We start from the raw sequence: 18,261 nt of genomic DNA, 5'->3' as shown, positions 1-18,261 counted from the left end.
TTTCGTGCATATTTCAACTTCCTATTCTTTATTTAAACCTTTTACATTATAGCATTAATCCAAATTTAGGAAATATTAGATTGATGGCTATGCCGGTTCACCCGTAAACGGGTCAATATATTCCATCATACTTAATTGCTCTCCAGCTAGATCTTCTTGTAACTGATTTTTTATATATTCTTCAATTACCTTTTTATTTCTACCTACAGTCGTAACATAATACCCAGTGCACCAAAACTTTCTGTTTCCATATTTATATTTCAAATTTGCATGTCTATCGAAAATCATAAGTGAGCTTTTACCCTTTAAATACCCCATAAACTGTGCTACGCTTAGCTTCGGTGGAATACATACAAGCATATGAATATGATCTTTACATGCATTTGCTTCTATTATTTCAACATTTTTTTGCTCACATAATTTTCTCAAAATCATCCCGATATCCGATTTTATCTTTCCATAAATTATTTGCCTTCTATATTTAGGTGCAAATACTAAATGATATTTACAATCCCATTTGCTATGTGCTAAACTATTGTTGTTCATTCTGAACGATACCTCCTTTGGACTTCAATTTGGTTGGCAAACCTAAATTATTTTTCCAAAGGAGGTAATTTTTTATTCACTCATAGCTAAAAGCTTTTAGAACCACAGGTCTAACCTGTGGTATTCATCATACAATAAAAAATATGCTAAAATTTTTAGCATATTTTTAATGTATTATCGTATAAAATTTATTATAAATTCTATTTAACTAAATACTATATGACAATAGTCTCTACTATTTTGTCATTTACTTTAAAATTTCTGATTTTATATCAACTTTCTCTAATAATAGAGTAAGTTCTTTAGAGTTTGTTGATGAACCATTATACTCTGGATCTTCTATAAACGAATCTTCTAATGTTCCTGCAATTAAATTTATAAGCTTTTCTATTAAATCCGCTTCCTTTATTCTTTCTAACAATCCATCTTCATTTAATATTTTATTGAAAATACCTGCAATAATCATTGCTATAGAAATTTGGAATTTATAATTTCTACTAGATACTCCGTATATTTCCTTAGAAAATGGGTATTCAACTTTTTTGCTAATTAAAATAACTACTTTATTAAATTCATTAAATCTATTAATAATATCTAAATAATTAGCATACGCTTGTTCTGGTTGTGCCTTTTCCATCTCTGATTTTTCTTTCATATATTCTTCAGCATATATAGATGATTTTTCATATTTATTATTAATACCTTTTTCAAGTATACTTAAAATTACAAATATGCTCTCATGTAACTTCTTTTTTTGGAATCTATCTTTTGTTGCATTATATGAATTAAAAAGTTCCAAAGGCGATTTTTCTTCTATTAAATTATATGCAAATTTATTTACAAAACTATTTACATTAGAATTATACACTGCATGTCTAATTTCTTGTTGTGTTAATGGCTTCGTTCCTTTATTGTATCTATTGAATATCTCCAATTCAAACTCTTTCCCTGGAAAATCTTTAAATACAATAGCCGGTAATTCATAACTTAATAATTTTTCTTTTATTCCAAAATCACATGCTTCAAAATTATTTCCATTCAACTCCTTCAGTAATGTTAATCCTGTTAATTTAAATTTATTATTTATAAATCTATGAAAAGCACGTAGTCTATGTTGTCCATCAACAACATTCATCACCTGAACACTTTGATATCTATCATTTGCTAAAAATACTGGTGGAATAGGTATTCCTACTAATACTGATTCTATAAGTGAACTTTCATCAATAACCGAAGCTCTATATTCTCTTTGATAATCTGGAGCTATTATAATAGAATCTATAAGTTTTAATCTTTCACTACTATCTAAATCTTCTATACTATCTAATTTTTGAATCTTATATCCATTATCTATTTTATCAATAATAATATTAATTGGTATATTTTGTGACTTAGGATTTACTATATACATTCCTTCCATTTCTACTCTTCCCCTTTCATGAAATCTATAATATTTTTTTTCATTATTATATCTTTAGCAACAGAATCTAATTCAGGATATATAGAAGTAAATCCGATTCCCATAGAATACAACGATGCAAGAATCTGCTTTTTACATTCTCCTCTAATTATAACCTTTCTTAAAATATTTTCATCTTCAACACACTCTTCTAATGCCTTGTCTGTTTCTTCAAAATGAACAAACAACCCATCCTGAGCATTTATTCTCTCATTTAATTTTCTTGCTTTAATAGCTATTGGTCCATCATAATTTCCATAGTTCATTTTTTCTCCATTCGCTACATTTATAATCTCAGATCTATTAGCAAATTTATTATTTAATGCTGTTGGATTTAAAAACCAGACTACTGAATCATGTTGGTCATCCTTAAATGCATACTCCACCGCAAACATTAAAGATACTATATGTGAATATGTAAAATCTAACAATCTTGTAGGTATACCATAATGTTGTCCATATACCATCCATTCACACTCATCTTTAATATCCCAGGGATATTTCATATAATTATGGGCATTAATTTTAAACTCATTCAAAAAATATGCTGTTGATTTTCTAGTATATTTCCTATTGCCATTTTCATCTACTCGTAAAGCACTTGGTATCAAAGGAAAGTCTTTACCTTGACCTCTTGATACTATAAACTCCTTTGGTAGCTCTTCAACATATTTAATATAATTACTCAACCTTTCGATGTACTCTATCTCCATGCTTCTTCCTCTCTTCGCTCTATCTTATCTATATAATTGCTATTTGTTCTCTATAGCTCATTTTTCTATAATATTAATTTTATTTCTGTCATCTTTTTTTATTTAATTGCAATACTCTAATTATCCACTAACTTACCAAACTATATTTCTAAAAGTTTTATCTACTATAAACTGTATTGAATTAGCTGTCTTCTCCCACCTTAAAAGCTTATATTCATCATATAATGCTCCTGATTTTTCTCTCATATAAAATGTAACCTCTTTATCTTTGTTCGCTTCATAAAACTTATTGATATATTCTATGTCATTTAGACAAGTTTCAATTATTCCACTTTCAATATCCACTTTATTATTTATTGTTCCATCTTTATGTTTTTGATTTGCCGTAACACATATAATAAGTTCATTCTCAATAACTCTATCCCATTTTACATATCCAGTACCTTTACACTTCATACATTCCCAATGTTTTAAACCACTCTTTAACTTATTCTCCTTCATACACTTACCCCCTTTATATATTTAATAAATCATTTTAGCAAAAAGAAGTCCTAAAACTTCTCTTTCTATATAAACATCTGTTGTAATAATCCTTTTTTCCATAATCTTGAATCTTCTAACTTTTTATTTTCTTCTTCTATTACTTTATCCATATTAGATAAAATATCAGCTATCTTTTTTTGTTCTTCTAAGCATGGATGATTTATTTCCAATCGTTTTAACTTATTCATAGATAATACTAATTGAGAGGTTCCAACTATCTCTCTTAAAATATCTTTTTTTAAATAATTATTCATATATATTCGTGCATAATATGAATTTATATTTTCTTTTAATTTAAACACAGGATAGAAATAACTTATTATTCCTTTATCTAATATAGTATTTTCATTAAAAACAAAAATTCCATCATCACTTCTTGATCTAAATGTAATATATCCTTTTGGAATAATATAATATCCTATATTATTTTCCGTTGTAATCTGTCTCTCTTTAAAATAATCACTTTGTAATATGATTCCTTTTCTAGAAGATGTTAATACTGGATATTGATTATTTATAGTCGTTTTATCTGTATACTCAATAATATATTTTTCTAATTTAGATTTTTCCCACTCAGGATATTCCTGCCCATTTTCATCTTTAAATCTTATTTCTCTTTTAAAGATTTTCTGCATCATTCCTTTTTTATATTGCTCTAAATCTTTTACTTTTTCCTCTTGCTCTTCTATTATTTTATCTACATTACTTAAAAAGCCAGCTATTTTATCTTGTTCTTCTAATGATGGTACTTTGATTTTCATATCTAAAAACACATCCGAATGTATCCTCTTTGCTTTTCTACTTCCATCAGCAATATCTCCATTTCTTTTATAAAAATTCTTTTGAATTATTTTACTAAGAAGAAAATATGAATTTATATTTTTAATATCAAACGCTGGCGCATCTACTGTAGATTCATATCCGTCTAGTTCCTTCGGAACAATTCCAAAAGCACAATTTAAAAAATCCAACTTTCCATACATTAATTGTCCTTCTTGTCTAGTGAAGTATTTAGTGTTATCACTCCCTTCATAAATTTCACGCTTAGGAACAATACCCTTACCCCATAATTTTACTGTTAATTTTTTAGCTTTACTGCCTTCACTTCCAACTATTCTACTTTCTTTTAAATATTTAAATAAATGTTCCAATTTCCACTCATCATCAAAACCTTTAAATCTTAACTTAGGTACATTTTTTCTCTTTTCCATTTCTGTACCTCCTATAATCCTAACTCTTTTAAATCTTTTTCTAAATCTTTGTAAAGTTCTTCTAGCTTTGCATCTCTCATTTTCAATCTATTTCTAACTTCATTTATGTCTATTTCTTCTTCTTCCTCAAATGTATCTACATATCTTGGTATATTTAAATTATAGTCATTTTCTTTTACTTCTTCTAGTGATGCTTTATATGCATATTTATCTATGCTTTCTCTCTTTTTATATGTTTCAATAATTTTATCTACATGAGTATTTTTTAGCATATTTTGATTTTTACCTTTTTCAAACTCATTTGAAGCATCTATGAAGAATATGTTATCTCTTTCATTTCCACGTTTCTTTTTAAATACTAGGATTACCGTTGGGATAGATGTTCCAAAGAAAATGTTTGCTGGAAGTCCTATTACTGCATCAAGATAGTTTTTATTTTCTATTAAGAACTTTCTTATTATTCCTTCCCCAGCTCCTCTAAATAAAACTCCATGTGGAAGTACTACTGCCATTGTCCCATTCTCATCTAATTGGTATATCATATGTTGAATAAATGCAAAGTCTGCCTTTGACCTTGGTGCTAACTTTCCATAAGCTGAAAATCTTTCGTCGTCTAAAAATTTTGCATCTGCTGACCAATTAGCTGAATATGGTGGATTTGCAACTATTGCTTCAAACTTTTCATCCATATGACAAGGTGTTTCTAATGTATCATCATTCTTTATGTTAAAACGCTCATATTCTACATCGTGAAGAAGCATGTTCATTCGTGCTAAGTTGTATGTTGTTGAAGTAAGTTCTTGTCCATAAAATTTTCTTACATTAGCTTCTCTTGATACTCTTAAAAGTAAAGAACCCGAACCACATGTAGGGTCATATACATTTTTTAAATCTGGTTTATTTATAGTTACAAGTTTTGCTAAGATTTTAGATACTTGTTGAGGTGTATAGAACTCTCCTGCTTTCTTTCCTGCATTTGCTGCAAACTGGCCTATAAGATATTCGTAAGCATCTCCTAAAATATCTATCTCACTATCTTCTAACATAAAGTCAATGTTATTTATATTTGCCATTACCTTAGCTAATAATGAACTTCTTGACTTTACATCTTTTCCAAGCTTTGTTGAAGATAGGTCCATATCATCAAAAAGATGATCAAATTCATCTTGACTTGCTTGTCCAAGTGTTGATTCTGTAACTTCATTTATAGCATGATGTAAGTACTCTACATCAAAATCTCCCATTTCTATTCTATTTATCATTGAAGAAAATAAGTATTTTGGCTCTATGAAGTAACCTATTTCATCAACTAACATTTCTTTTAGTTCTTCTCTATCTTCCTCTGTTGCACAAACTTCTTCAAATGTGATCATATCTTCTTCAAGAAGTTTTTTTGCTCTAAGCTCTATTTTTTCTGAAAGATATCTATAGAATATAAGTCCTAATATATAGTTTTTAAACTCATTAGGATCCATTGTTCCTCTTAAATCATTTGCTATAGTCCATAGTTTACTGTGAAGCTCCCCTTGCTGTCTTTGTTGTTTCTCATAAGTCATCATTTCCATTGGTTATTTTCCCCTTTATATGTAAATTTTCTTTATTAATTTTAATTATATTACACTTTGTACAAAAAATAAACATATTTTATTAATTTTATTCATAAATAGTTAATATTTTAGGTTTTTTATTGTACACTTTAATTTGAAGGGTATAAATTGAGGGAGGGATTATATGAGTCATCAACCAGAATGGGAGCTTGAAAATCTTATGATAGAACAACTCATAGGACAAGGCTTTGAAAAAATAAAGATAAAAGATGAAGAATCTTTAATAAATAATTTTAGACATCAACTTTTTTTACAAAATAAAGAGAAATTAAATGATATTCCTTTTACTGATAAAGAATTTGAAAAGATAATGCTTTATATTGGAGGAAAAGGAGTTTTTGATAGTGCCAAAATTTTAAGAGATAAGTATACATTAGTCAGGGATAATGGTAAGAAAGTTTATTTATATTTCTTTAATTATAAACGCTGGTGTAATAATATATTTCAAGTAACAAATCAAACAAGTGTAGAAGGAACATATAAAAATAGATATGATATTACTATTTTAATAAATGGACTTCCTTTAGTTCAAATTGAGCTAAAAAGAAGGGGTCTTGATATGACTGCTGCTTTTGATCAAATTGTAAGATATAAAAGTCATTCTTATATGAAAGCTCTTTATAGATTCATTCAAATCTTTGTTGTTTCTAATGGAGTTGATACTAAATATTTTTGTAATAATGATGGAAAGCTTAATAAGGAGTTCATGTTCTTTTGGACTGATGATAAAAATAAAAGAATAACCAATCTAAAAGACTTTACAATGAGCTTTTTTGAAAGAAACTTTATAGCTAAAATAATTGCAAGATATATGGTTGTTAATGATACAGAAAAATTATTAATGGTTATGAGACCTTATCAAATCTATGCTGTTGAATCAATAGAAAGAAGAACTTTAGAGACTAATAACAACGGATATATATGGCATACTACAGGTTCAGGAAAAACACTAACTTCTTTTAAAGGTAGCCAAATCTTAGCCAATGAGAAGAATATAAAAAAAGTATTCTTTTTAATAGATAGAAAAGATTTAGACAGTCAAACTGTAAAAGAATTTAATAAGTTTGAGAAAGATTCTGTTGATCTTACTAAAAACACTCGCACTCTTATAGATAATATTCAAAATGCTGATAAACGATTTATTGTTACAACTATACAAAAGTTAGCTAATGCTATAGATAGTCCTAAATATGAAAAAGTTTTAGAGAAATATAAAGAAGAAAAAGTTATTTTTGTTATAGATGAATGTCATAGAAGTCAGTTTGGAGATATGCACAAAAGTATAAAGAAGTATTTTGCTAATGCACAATACTTTGGATTTACAGGAACACCAATACTTCAAGAAAATATAGGTGCTGATGGAAGATCAACTAAAAGTCTTTTTGATAAAAAGCTTCATAATTACCTTATAAAAGATGCTATAGCTGATGGAAATGTATTAGGGTTTTCTATCGATTATATAAATACTATAAAAGGTTATGTCTATGAAGATAACAATGAAAAAGTTGCTGGAATAGATACTAAAGAAGCTTTCATGGACTCAGAAAGACTGGAGTCAGTTGCAAAGCATATAATAAGTATTCATAATAATAAAACACGTCATAAAGAATATTGTGCGATTTTTGCAGTACAAGATATTCCTATGCTTATTAAGTATTATGATATTTTTAAAAGCTTAAATTCTGACTTAAAGATAACTGGAATTTTTACTTATGGTCAAAATGAAGATTCTGAAGGTAAAGATGAACATTCAAGAGAAAGTCTTGAAAGAATCATCGCTGATTATAATAAAACTTATAGTAGTGATTATAATACAGATAAATTCCAAGCTTATTCTTCTGATGTTCAAAAGAAATTAAAGACTGGAAAAATAGATATTGTTCTTGTAGTAAATATGTTTTTAACAGGCTTTGATAGTAAACTTTTAAATACTTTATATGTAGATAAAAACTTAAGATATCATGGACTTCTACAAGCCTTTTCAAGAACAAATAGAGTTTATAAACCAACTAAACCTTTTGGAAATATAGTTTGTTATAGAAACTTAAAAGAAAATACTGATAAAGCTCTTAAGCTTTTTTCTGATTCAGATAATATAGAATCAGTATTAACACCTAGTAAAGATTATCTTGAAACAGCCTTTAAATTAGAGCTAGATAGATTATATAGTATTGCTAAAACTCCTTCTGATTTAGATAATATTCAAAGTGAAGAGCAAAAAAAAGAATTTATTTTAGCCTTTAGAGATCTTAGTAAAATTCTAGTTAAATTAAATACCTTTATAGACTTTGAACTTGATACCTCTAATATAGGAATTGATGAGCAAACTTACGAAGACTTTAAAAGTAAATATCTTGGTATTTATGATACTGTCAAAAGACAAGAAAAACAAAAAGAATCTATCTTAAATGATATAGACTTTGTAATAGAGCTTGTTCAAACTGATAAAATTAATGTTGATTACATCTTAAACCTAATTAGAAATATTGACAGAGATAATAAAGAAAAACAAAAAGAAGATATAGAATACATCTTAAAGGAACTTGAAAAAGCTGATAATGAAGAACTTCGATATAAAGTTGATTTATTAAGGGAATTCTTAAATAGAGTTGTTCCTGAAATGAATCCAACTCAATCTATGGATGAAGCTTTAGAGCTATTTAAAGAAGTTAAAAAAGAAGAAGAAATCCAAACTTTATCAACTGAAGTTGGACTAGATAAAGAAAAAATAAAAAATTACGTAGATGAATATGAGTTTTCTGGAATGATTGATACTAAAGATATAAACTCATCTTTAAAAGTATCTTTTAAACAAAAAAGGACATTAGCTTCAAAAATCAAAACCTTCATTATGGACTGTGCACATAAGTTTTCACTTTAAAATAAATCGATATTTTTCATAAAAATACAACCTAGCTACTCTTTGAGAAAGCTAGGTTATATTTTACTTTTACTCTATTGAAATTGTCTTTATCTAGACATTATGTGGAGACTATTTGTCTCCACACTTTTATCATCATACTACTTCATCGAAATTCTCATTATTTTCAGTAAAATTCACACCTTCTTTTTCAATAATATTACATAAATCAATTATTTCTTTTTTCTCTTCTATATTATGAAGGACTAAATTACAGTATTTATCTTTTAAATATTTCAATAAATTATGAGTTGCTTCATCCTCAATAAGTTCTGAATTTTTATAAACTAAATGTATTTTTGCATTCTCAGACTTTGCATCCAGTAACATTTTTGTTTCTGAAAACCATTCAATATTTTCAATTTTACTTTTAACAAAAGGTACTGTTTGTATATAGTTCCATTTGTCATTTTTAAATGTAAAATCTATTTTCAAATCTAATTCTTCTAACTCTAAAATTGGTTTGATTTTCAAATCTATTTTTACTTTTTTCTTTAAATTTTCATTTTTTATGAATACTTCTTTTAAATATTTTTTAGCTGTTATTGTCTGTTCTTTTTTATTTATATATTTTTCACCTACATATTTATTTAAAACTACTGTAAACAATTTATTGCAATCTTTCGTATATACTATATTAGGCTCTGAAAAGAGCATTTTTTCTTCATTAGAATACTCACATAATTTATATAAAAATTTTTCACTATAGTAACTATCAATTGAAATTGCTCCCACAATTCCACTCATATCCTTAGCATTCTTTTTTAAATATTCTTCTATAACTTCTCTATTGGTTCTATATATATTCATCTCTGTTTCACTAGTAAATATACATTTGAGTTTTGGGCTTTTTTCATTCAACAAAAAATACTTTACTTCTGAGTCCCCTACATTATGAAATATCAAGCCTACATTTAGAATTTCTCCCTTTACAATATCTGAAGTATATCTTATAACACTATATAGTATTTTCTTTTTTTGTACATTCATATCTTAGCACACCTCCTGTATAATTTGTAAAAGCTCCATTTTCAGCTAATACTTGTATTATATTCTCAACAATATTTTTTTGTTTCATTAAAAAGTTAATATAATATGCCTTTTGCTTTGTTTTATTAACATACCATTCTTCTGGAATATTATCTAGCCATTCTTCAATCATTGTTTCATTTAAACTTTTTATTCTATTTACAATATCTTTAAATGAATGATTGTTTTCGTCTTCAATATCTATATGTTCTTGTAGTGCTCCAAAAATAGTCCACTGTGAAAAGGGGCTATTTTTAGTAATTGTCTCTAATATCCCCTTACTATACGACATTATATACTCCTGCGTGATAGTTTCTATTTTCAAGCATCCAATTTTATTAGTATTCCAAAATAGTCCAAAAAATGAATGTCCATGATCTATCGCATAAATTTTTTTATTTGCTCCTTCTAAATTAATTAATATATTCCCCATATTATTATATCTATCAAAATTTGCAATTAGAATATCAAATGCTAAAATTTTAGCTATATCTTCTTTATTATTAACTTCTTGAAAAAATTTATTCCAGGATTTCTTTATGAATGGTTTTTTCATGCTTCTTAGCTTAATGAAATTATCTAATATATTGTTTTCTACTTGTTCTAGATTTTTGCTTGCAAAAAATCGCCCTGCCTCAAATTTATATTGAAATCTAACCTCTGGATCACTTTCTACCGTTTCTTTATTAACTATTGCAATCACAGATTCTGGAACTGGAACATCTAAAAATTCTCCTATTTGAAAAGCAAGTAGTTCGTTTACAAACATACAATCACTCTTATGGGTTTGTCCATCAATTTCAACACGTTCATTTTTTATTACATAGTGCTGATAGTCATCACAAATTATTAACGCAGGTCTACTTGCCCCTTGTCCCATATTTTTTAAAAACATTTCTACCTCTAATTCCTTCATTATAACCACTCCAAACATTTTATTTATAAACATAATTTTACATTAATTATGTATAACAAGCAATCTGTATACTATTAATTCTATTTATAATTTTTAATTTACATATATATCAAATTCATAAGCAAATCTCCTATAAGTTATGCTCTTCTTAATTCCAGTAGTCTACTCGTTAACATATTGATATCCTCTTTGCAAGTATTTGCTTCTATTACTTCACCTACTTTTAAACTCATACTTTTCTTAAATTTATTCTGATATCTTATTTTATTTTTTTCATAAATTATCTATCTTCGATATCTAGGTACAACTACCTAATAATATTTACAATACTATCTACTACATGCTAAATGATTATTACTTATTATGAGTTATCCTCTTTTACTTAATCATAGTTAAAATCTCTTCAGAACCTATGATCTAACTAGTGATATCCACAAAAAATAATGGCAAGATTTATTTATTACCAATCTTGCCATTTTATCAAATTACATTTATCAATATGTCCAAATATTCATAAAAAATATAATTTAGTGATATTAAATATTTTTAATACACTAGATTATATATCTCGATTAAAATCTAAAGCAACTTGCAATCCCATTTCCAACTGAAGTAAGTCCTTTCCCTATCGTTGACACTCCACTTTTAATTCCATTCCAAGCTCCTTTTGCAACAGTTCCAACTGCTCCAACAAACTCTTTAGCTTTCTCTCTAATCGCCCGTCCTGTCTTTACTATAGCTTTTCCTACTTTAGATCCTGCAAAATATCCAACTGCTCCTCCTATTAGTCCACCTACTCCAGTTCCTATTGGACCTAATATTGATCCAACTGCAGCTCCTATTCCAGCTCCCTCAGCAGCAAAGCTCATTCCATATACCATACTTACTGTCGTTTCTTCTATTTTTTCAAGTCCTTCTTTTAATGTTAATTTTCCTCTTGCTACTTTATAAAGTATTTTTGCATTTTCTACTCCTACATAAACTATATTAGTTAGTATTCCTGCTGGAGTTCCTTTTGGAATTATTTTTATTAAACCTTTTTCTACTCCTACTTTTAACGCTCCAGTTGCTGCTGCATTTACTCCCATTGTCCCACCAGTTCTTAAAGCACTTTCTATAACCACATCACTTTCTATTTCTTCACCATTTAAAAATTTTGTAGCTATTTCAATTCCAGCTCCCATAGCCATTCCTTGGATTCCTGCATATGCTGCACTTTGAGCAATTCCCACTGCTACTTGTTTAGTTTGAAGCACATTCCAATCATCAGTTTTTATATTCCCTTCTTGCACTTCTTGTTGCAAATTTTTCACTTCTGATTTAGAAATACCATTACTCTTTACATTATCAATAGCTATTTCTGATTGTACACTTTTTTTAGGAAATGCCTTTTGAACTTCGGCGACTTGTTCTTTAGGAACTAAAAATCTTTGATTATTATAGTTTCCATCTTTAAGAAGCCTTATTGTATCCTTTGCTGTTTTTCCATACTTAGCTTGATATCTTTGAACAACTTTTCCAGCCTTATCTTTTACAACAACATCTATTGAATTCTTTCCATAAGTTTGTCCCTCTTTTGGAACTAATACTTCTGCTATATATTCACTATTTTTTGATGTAGCATCTAAATTAAAACTATTAACATGTTTCTGTTCTGCAATAAATCCATCTAAATTAAAGTTCTGATTTATAGCACCACTTTTAGTTGTAACTGTATAGTACATAGCTTCATTAGTCTTTTTAACTGCCATATCTAAATTATCTAAATATTCTATAATCTTATTATTAGACAAATCTTTTAATGAATATTTTAATTCATTAGCAAACCAAACTTCTTTGTTCATTCCATTATTAACTGCTTTTTCCAAAGATATTTTATTTTTTTCATTGCATTCTAAAGTATCTAGAATTTCTCTAGTAAACTTTTCTACTTCTTCTGTTGTTTTTTCTGGTAAATATTTTTTCAGTTCATTGTTTAACCATATCTCTAAAGGTACTTTATCTTTATTTTTAGAATAACTCTTTAAAAATTCTTTTTGTATCTTCAAAAACTCTTTTACTTCTTCCTCAGTCATTCCAATAGTTAAATTATCTATTTTTATATTTTCCATCTCATTCACCTACATTGAAGCATTCTTAAATTTACGCTTTTCATATTCCTTAGACATCTTCTCTAAATTTTCTTTCATTAACTCTGATAATGAATGTGTTTCAAAAATAACTTCTATAATATCTTCAGTATTTAATTCATTTTTTTCATCTGTAAATACTTTCTCGATACTTTCCTTAACTATTCCCTCTATATCTGATCCACTATATCCATCTGTTTTCTCAACTAATTTATCTAAATCTATTTTTTGAAAATCTTCTCTTCTTCTTTTCTTTATGTGAATTTCAAATATCTTTTTTCTTTCTTCCTTTTTAGGTAATCCAACATAAAATATTTCATCAAATCTACCTTTTCTAAGTAATTCTGGTGGAAGTCCCAAGATATCATTAGCTGTTGCTACAACAAATACTGGACTTTCTTTTTCTTGCATCCATGTTAAAAAAGTTCCTAATAATCTAGTTGTAACCTCAGCTGCTCCTCCTACTCCTCCTACTCCCGCAAAAGATTTTTCTAATTCATCTATCCAAAGCACACAAGGTGATATTGCTTCTGCTAATTTTATGGCACGTCTCATATTTTTTTCAGACTCCCCAAGATATTTTCCCATGAGTCTTCCCATATCCATTCTTAGTAAAGGTACTTCAAATAATTTAGCACATGCTTTAGCATTTAAAGATTTTCCACATCCAGGTACTCCTGCTATTAAAACTCCTTTAGGCATATCAACACCAAATTCTAATGCCTTATCGATATCTTTAAATACCTTTCCTTTTCTTTCAAGCCATATTTTCAAATTTTCAAGTCCACCAATTTCATCTAAAGACTCTTTTAATGGAATCATATCAAGAGTTCCATCTTTTCTTATCATCTGCTTTTTCTGTTCAAAAATCAATGATAAATCCCGTCTTGTAATTTCTCCATTTTCAGCATAAGCAAGTGCTAAAATACTATTAATCTCAAGTTCACTTAATCCTTTAAATGCATTTGCCATTTCACTTAAAAGTTTCTCTTGAAGTTTATTAGTACCTTGTTCTTCAATAAATTTACCAATTATCTCTTTGATATCTTCACTTGTAAGAGGCTCTAATTCCATTATCGTAACATATTTTTCAATTTCTTTAGGAATTATTACTTCATTTGTAACAACAATAATAGTCGATTCTAGTCCGTTATTAATCTCATTAGCAAGTCCCTTAATTACAGAAATGCTTTCATTATCTTCTATAAAATTTTTAATATCTTTAATAATAAAAATTTTATTATCAAGCTCTCCAATCCTTCTTAATTCAAAAATCATATCATTTAAAGATTGTCTTTCTTCCATTAAGAGCTTTTTATTAGATTTAAAGTCTATCGCACCTCTATATCCATTCCATTCAACTACTTCTCTTCTATTAAAGACTTGTCCTAAAATCCCATTAATTTTTTCTTCTTCAAAACTTTCTATATAGATAATTGGAAAACCAGCTTCTATGTACTGTAACACTTTCTCTTTAACTTCATTCATCTCTATTTCCCCTCATTCATACTTTCAATATATTTAAAATAGTTTCTTTCCATTATATATTTTGCCTGTTCAAAATATATACTACTTCTTAAAAAAATTTCAACTTGCTCTAAATCCATTTGAAATGCTATCTCCCCAAAATTTTTTTCTCCATTTATTGCCTCTTTTTTAAAATCTAATAGTAATTCCCTACATTCTTTTTGTAATTTAAATTCTTCATCAAAACTATGCTCAATTCCTATACTTGTTCTTCTGTTGATTTCTTCTATTTTATTTAAAATTTGTTGATATCGTTTTTCTATTATTTTTTTATTTTTCCTTGTTCCTACATCATATTCCTTCATTATATCCTTATATTTTTTATTAAACTCCATATTTATAAATTTAATGTTAAGTTTCTCAAAATCGATTAATTTCTCTGCATTAATTAAAGCTACTGCTTTGTTAACACCTATATAGGTAATATTCTCCTCCTCTAAAGGAATTTCAAATTTCTCTCCACATACATGTATTTCTATAGGTTCTTTAATTAATTTAAATCCAATTAGCATATTCGCTATTTTACCAAATACCCCATCTCTATCACTTGCTTCCTTGTCATTTATTATCCCATTGGTTACTTTCCTCTCATTTACTAATTTTATTAATTCTTCATCATCAAATGCTATTTTTTCTATTTTTTCAAGTATTAATGTATCTTCTGTAAACTGCTTTAAATAAGCTATTTTTTTATGTTTTTCTATTATTCTATCAACATCTAATTCCAAATTAGAACATTTAACCTCAAATATTTTACATAATTTTTCTACTAAGTTTTTATGTGAGTCCTTTAGACTTTTAATTTTTTCTAATTCAATACTATAATCTCTATCCTCTAACCAAGTAATTAACTTACCATTATAAAAATATATCATTATTAATTCTATATCAAAATTTTCTCGTAATTCATCTAAATCTCTCGCCCTAACTCCATTGGCTACTTCCAAAGGAAATTTTATTCTTTTCATCACATTTTCTCCTCCTACTATTTTGCTCATCAATATTAATTTAAATTTTCTTTTACTCCTAAAATATTACACCATCCAAAAACTACAATTAACTATTTTTTCTTTTTTTAACATAAATTTTATTTTATCCTTTCTCTAATTTATCATTTAAGGTACTTCTACTTCATTTTCTGCCTTTTGCTATATGAAGCTAACCATAAAATGTTCAGCACAAACCATGGGCACAGACAGACTAAGTAGCTATCTTATTTCTGTATCTTAACTTCCATTACCTTTTTAGACTCATTTACTTTTGGTTAGTCTTTCCACAAGCTCCGAGCAGCAGACTAGCCTCCTTCAGAGGCTGTTCCGTGCCACGGGGTTTGGATTTTAGTTTTAGCTGCTTACCTATCAAAATAAAACAAAAAAAACTTCAAGTAATCTAAAGTTTTACCTTACTTGAAGTTTAAAATATCATATGTTCATCTGTTAATTTTATATTTAGCGATCTACAGTAATTACATTTCCATCAAAATCATAGTAAATATCACCTTGTTTATATCCAATTGTATTACCCTTTGAATCTAAAATTGTATCACCTGATTTAAAATATAAAATATCTCCATTATTTTTATAATAAGTATCTCCTATAGTATATCCACTTATTGTACCATCAGAATTATGAATATAGCCATCTTCAGTAAATTTCCATTTTGGATTTCGATTAGAACTTTTTTTATCTTTACGCAAAACACTCCCCCCTTTGATATACTTTATAGAAATTTAAACATTTAAATCTCTATAAAGTATATTCCATAATACTAATAAAATATCTTTTAAATAATAAGAGTTAATAAAAAAATATTACTCTATAAATTACATACTTTTCTCTCTTTGGGAAAAAATAATATTAGAGGTGATTTTATGACTGAAACAGAAAAAGCTTATATTGCAGGAATAATCGATGGAGAGGGAAGTATTATGCTTCAAAGAATTCATAAGAATGAATTTCCTTCTCCTTGCGTATCTATTGCATCTACTACTCTCGAATTATTTGATTTTATTAAAAAGGCTTATGGAAAGGGAACTATTATAAAAAAGAAAAATTATAATTTAGAAAGACATAAAGATTGTTATAGTTATGTTTTAAGACGAAATGATGCTATTGATTTTTTAAAGGAGATTTCTCCTTATTTAATTATTGAATCTAAAAAGAAAAGAGCTAATCTTATAATTACTAAATATAAGAAATTAACTCCTAGAAATGGTCGTTATACTAAAGAACTCTTAGTTTTAAAAGAACAATTTTATATAGATTTTATGAATTCTTAAAAATACAAATATTTTTCTATAAACTAAAAAAATCACGATATCTATCGTGATTTATAATGGTGGAGGCGAGGGGTCATGTGCATCCTATTTTTCATATAGGCACTGACTATATCTTAATCCATATTCTGGATTCTTGGCGTATTATAAAGGCTTAGTATAGTTTATATCCTTTATCCTAGTATTCCTTAGTTTAAAACTTTAGGAATCTATAAGTCGATACAAGGCTGTTGAATTTCTTCACATACCTCTCGGTATTGCCATCAGCATAACTATTGTTATCTGTTAAGGTTTCACCGATAAAGCCAAGTTATCATTTATAAGTTACCTTATAAAGCGACTCTGTCTCACGAATCGAACCCCTGTCCGAAAGTAGATCCGTCTAGCTTTCTACGAGCGTAGTCTATAATTTAAATTTCGCTCCTGGGTACATCTATAGACAAACGTCCCATTCACTAGCTTCATAAATACCCCTCTAGCTCAAAGCTTTGCTAGACTTCGTTTCCCACTTTATGACACCAGCTACCCCAAACGTGGGCATTCAGGACTGATGAGCGCTTATATTAAGCTGCTAATGCAAAATTATTGTCTTCTGCGTTTATCTTTTTGCATACTTTATTATCGAGGCTCCATGCGTCCCTCGGCTCGCTTACCAAACCTCACTTACCCCCGTCGAAGCCAAAACGCCCCCATGTTAGGTAAATAATGTTTGCAAACGCTATTTATTTTGCTATTCGGTTTTCTATATTTAGTATATATTATCCCTAAATACTTGTCAACGGGTGCTTGTCCTACCTATTCTTCCCTCCATTAATTTTCTCCTTATATTTTGCTTCAAAATAATATCCAAGGCATAAACATAGTGGAATAAATAAAGCAAGGCTATCCATTGAGAATCCTAAGAATATTCCTAGTACACCCCAAAATATTACGTAGTTTTTGAAAAATACTCTTATAAGTCGTTTTATTTCTTCTATCCAAACTTCCATTTTCTTTTCCCCTTTTCCTTTTATTTATATGCAAAAGAGGTTGCAGTAACAACCTCTAATATTTTTAAATTTAGAATCTAATATAATCAGCACTTACGTATCCTGTTTTGTTTCCAAATTTTATTTTGTGCCATCCATTTTTTGTTTCTGTAACTGTAACTTTACTTCCTTTTGCAAGTGATCCTATAACTCTGCTTCCTGTGCTTGCATTTTCTCTTACATTTAAGCTACTTGCAGTTACTGTTCCTGTTTTTGATGTACTTGTTCCTGGATTTGATGGTGATGTGCTTCCTGTTGTTTTTACATAGTCTGCACTTACATATCCATATGAACTTCCATATTTTATTTTATGCCATCCATTTTTTGTTTCTAGTATTTCTACTTTAGCCCCATTTT

16 protein-coding genes and 1 other RNA gene are annotated in these 18,261 nt (G+C 27.9%); 2 read left to right on the top strand and 15 right to left on the bottom strand.

The features are described 5' to 3' along the window. Positions 1-87: 87 nt before the first annotated feature. From tnpA to Q0W06_RS16125, 6 genes are all read right to left on the bottom strand, one after another. Positions 88-546, bottom strand: coding sequence for an IS200/IS605 family transposase (gene tnpA / locus Q0W06_RS16150; protein WP_297638027.1), 459 nt, complete (start codon positions 544-546; stop codon positions 88-90). Positions 547-793: 247 nt separating this feature from the next. Further along, positions 794-1,966, bottom strand: coding sequence for a DUF262 domain-containing protein (locus tag Q0W06_RS16145; RefSeq protein ID WP_297638024.1), 1,173 nt, complete (start codon positions 1,964-1,966; stop codon positions 794-796). A 2-nt stretch (positions 1,967-1,968) separates the two neighbouring features. Further along, a complete protein-coding gene (locus Q0W06_RS16140; protein ID WP_297638022.1) occupies positions 1,969-2,718 on the bottom strand; it encodes an FRG domain-containing protein in 750 nt (249 codons plus the stop codon). Between the two features lie 132 nt (positions 2,719-2,850). Continuing rightward, positions 2,851-3,219 (bottom strand): hypothetical protein, encoded by a 369-nt coding sequence (locus Q0W06_RS16135; protein ID WP_297638019.1) that lies wholly within the window; start codon positions 3,217-3,219, stop codon positions 2,851-2,853. Positions 3,220-3,284: 65 nt separating this feature from the next. Further along, the gene (locus Q0W06_RS16130; protein ID WP_297638016.1) at positions 3,285-4,472 is read right to left on the bottom strand and encodes a restriction endonuclease subunit S; all 1,188 of its coding nucleotides are present in this window, start codon (positions 4,470-4,472) and stop codon (positions 3,285-3,287) included. 11 nt (positions 4,473-4,483) lie between these two features. Beyond that, complete coding sequence (locus Q0W06_RS16125; protein WP_297638030.1) at positions 4,484-6,031, bottom strand: type I restriction-modification system subunit M; 1,548 nt, start codon at positions 6,029-6,031, stop codon at positions 4,484-4,486. Between the two features lie 172 nt (positions 6,032-6,203). Between Q0W06_RS16125 and Q0W06_RS16120 the strand changes: the two genes are divergently transcribed. After that, positions 6,204-8,960, top strand: coding sequence for a type I restriction endonuclease subunit R (locus Q0W06_RS16120; protein ID WP_297638014.1), 2,757 nt, complete (start codon positions 6,204-6,206; stop codon positions 8,958-8,960). Positions 8,961-9,095: 135 nt separating this feature from the next. Here the strand turns inward: Q0W06_RS16120 and Q0W06_RS16115 are convergent, their stop codons facing one another. The 6 genes from Q0W06_RS16115 to Q0W06_RS16090 form a co-directional block, all read right to left on the bottom strand. Continuing rightward, positions 9,096-9,989 carry a DUF3037 domain-containing protein gene (locus tag Q0W06_RS16115; RefSeq protein WP_297638011.1) on the bottom strand — a complete coding sequence of 298 codons (894 nt, stop codon included), beginning with the start codon at positions 9,987-9,989 and terminating at the stop codon, positions 9,096-9,098. Then, the gene (locus tag Q0W06_RS16110; RefSeq protein ID WP_297638008.1) at positions 9,958-10,944 is read right to left on the bottom strand and encodes a HipA family kinase; all 987 of its coding nucleotides are present in this window, start codon (positions 10,942-10,944) and stop codon (positions 9,958-9,960) included. The genes Q0W06_RS16115 and Q0W06_RS16110 overlap by 32 nt, the downstream gene beginning before the upstream one ends. A gap of 572 nt (positions 10,945-11,516) precedes the next feature. Beyond that, positions 11,517-13,055, bottom strand: coding sequence for a hypothetical protein (locus Q0W06_RS16105; protein ID WP_297638005.1), 1,539 nt, complete (start codon positions 13,053-13,055; stop codon positions 11,517-11,519). A gap of 9 nt (positions 13,056-13,064) precedes the next feature. Next, the gene (locus Q0W06_RS16100; RefSeq protein ID WP_297638002.1) at positions 13,065-14,561 is read right to left on the bottom strand and encodes an AAA family ATPase; all 1,497 of its coding nucleotides are present in this window, start codon (positions 14,559-14,561) and stop codon (positions 13,065-13,067) included. 2 nt (positions 14,562-14,563) lie between these two features. Further along, positions 14,564-15,571, bottom strand: coding sequence for a hypothetical protein (locus tag Q0W06_RS16095; RefSeq protein ID WP_297637999.1), 1,008 nt, complete (start codon positions 15,569-15,571; stop codon positions 14,564-14,566). Between the two features lie 477 nt (positions 15,572-16,048). Next, positions 16,049-16,297, bottom strand: a complete 249-nt coding sequence (locus Q0W06_RS16090; RefSeq protein ID WP_297637996.1) for a hypothetical protein — start codon at positions 16,295-16,297, stop codon at positions 16,049-16,051. A 174-nt stretch (positions 16,298-16,471) separates the two neighbouring features. Here Q0W06_RS16090 and Q0W06_RS16085 point away from each other — a divergent pair, with 174 nt between their 5' ends. Next, on the top strand, positions 16,472-16,879 hold the full coding sequence (locus tag Q0W06_RS16085) for a hypothetical protein (RefSeq protein WP_297637993.1): 408 nt from the start codon (positions 16,472-16,474) through the stop codon (positions 16,877-16,879). A 346-nt stretch (positions 16,880-17,225) separates the two neighbouring features. On the opposite strand, the gene ssrA is transcribed toward Q0W06_RS16085, so the two are convergent. From ssrA to Q0W06_RS16070, 3 genes are all read right to left on the bottom strand, one after another. Next, positions 17,226-17,567: a transfer-messenger RNA gene (ssrA, locus tag Q0W06_RS16080) on the bottom strand. Between the two features lie 100 nt (positions 17,568-17,667). After that, complete coding sequence (locus Q0W06_RS16075; protein ID WP_297637990.1) at positions 17,668-17,865, bottom strand: hypothetical protein; 198 nt, start codon at positions 17,863-17,865, stop codon at positions 17,668-17,670. Positions 17,866-17,935: 70 nt separating this feature from the next. Then, positions 17,936-18,261 (bottom strand): SH3 domain-containing protein (locus Q0W06_RS16070; RefSeq protein ID WP_297637987.1); only part of this gene is annotated, 326 nt, incomplete at its 5' end.

This window comes from uncultured Clostridium sp., assembly GCF_947072515.1.
Classification (GTDB): domain Bacteria; phylum Bacillota; class Clostridia; order Clostridiales; family Clostridiaceae; genus Clostridium.
Note: the sequence above shows the minus strand (reverse complement) of the source record. Positions and strands in the feature narration are given on the sequence as shown.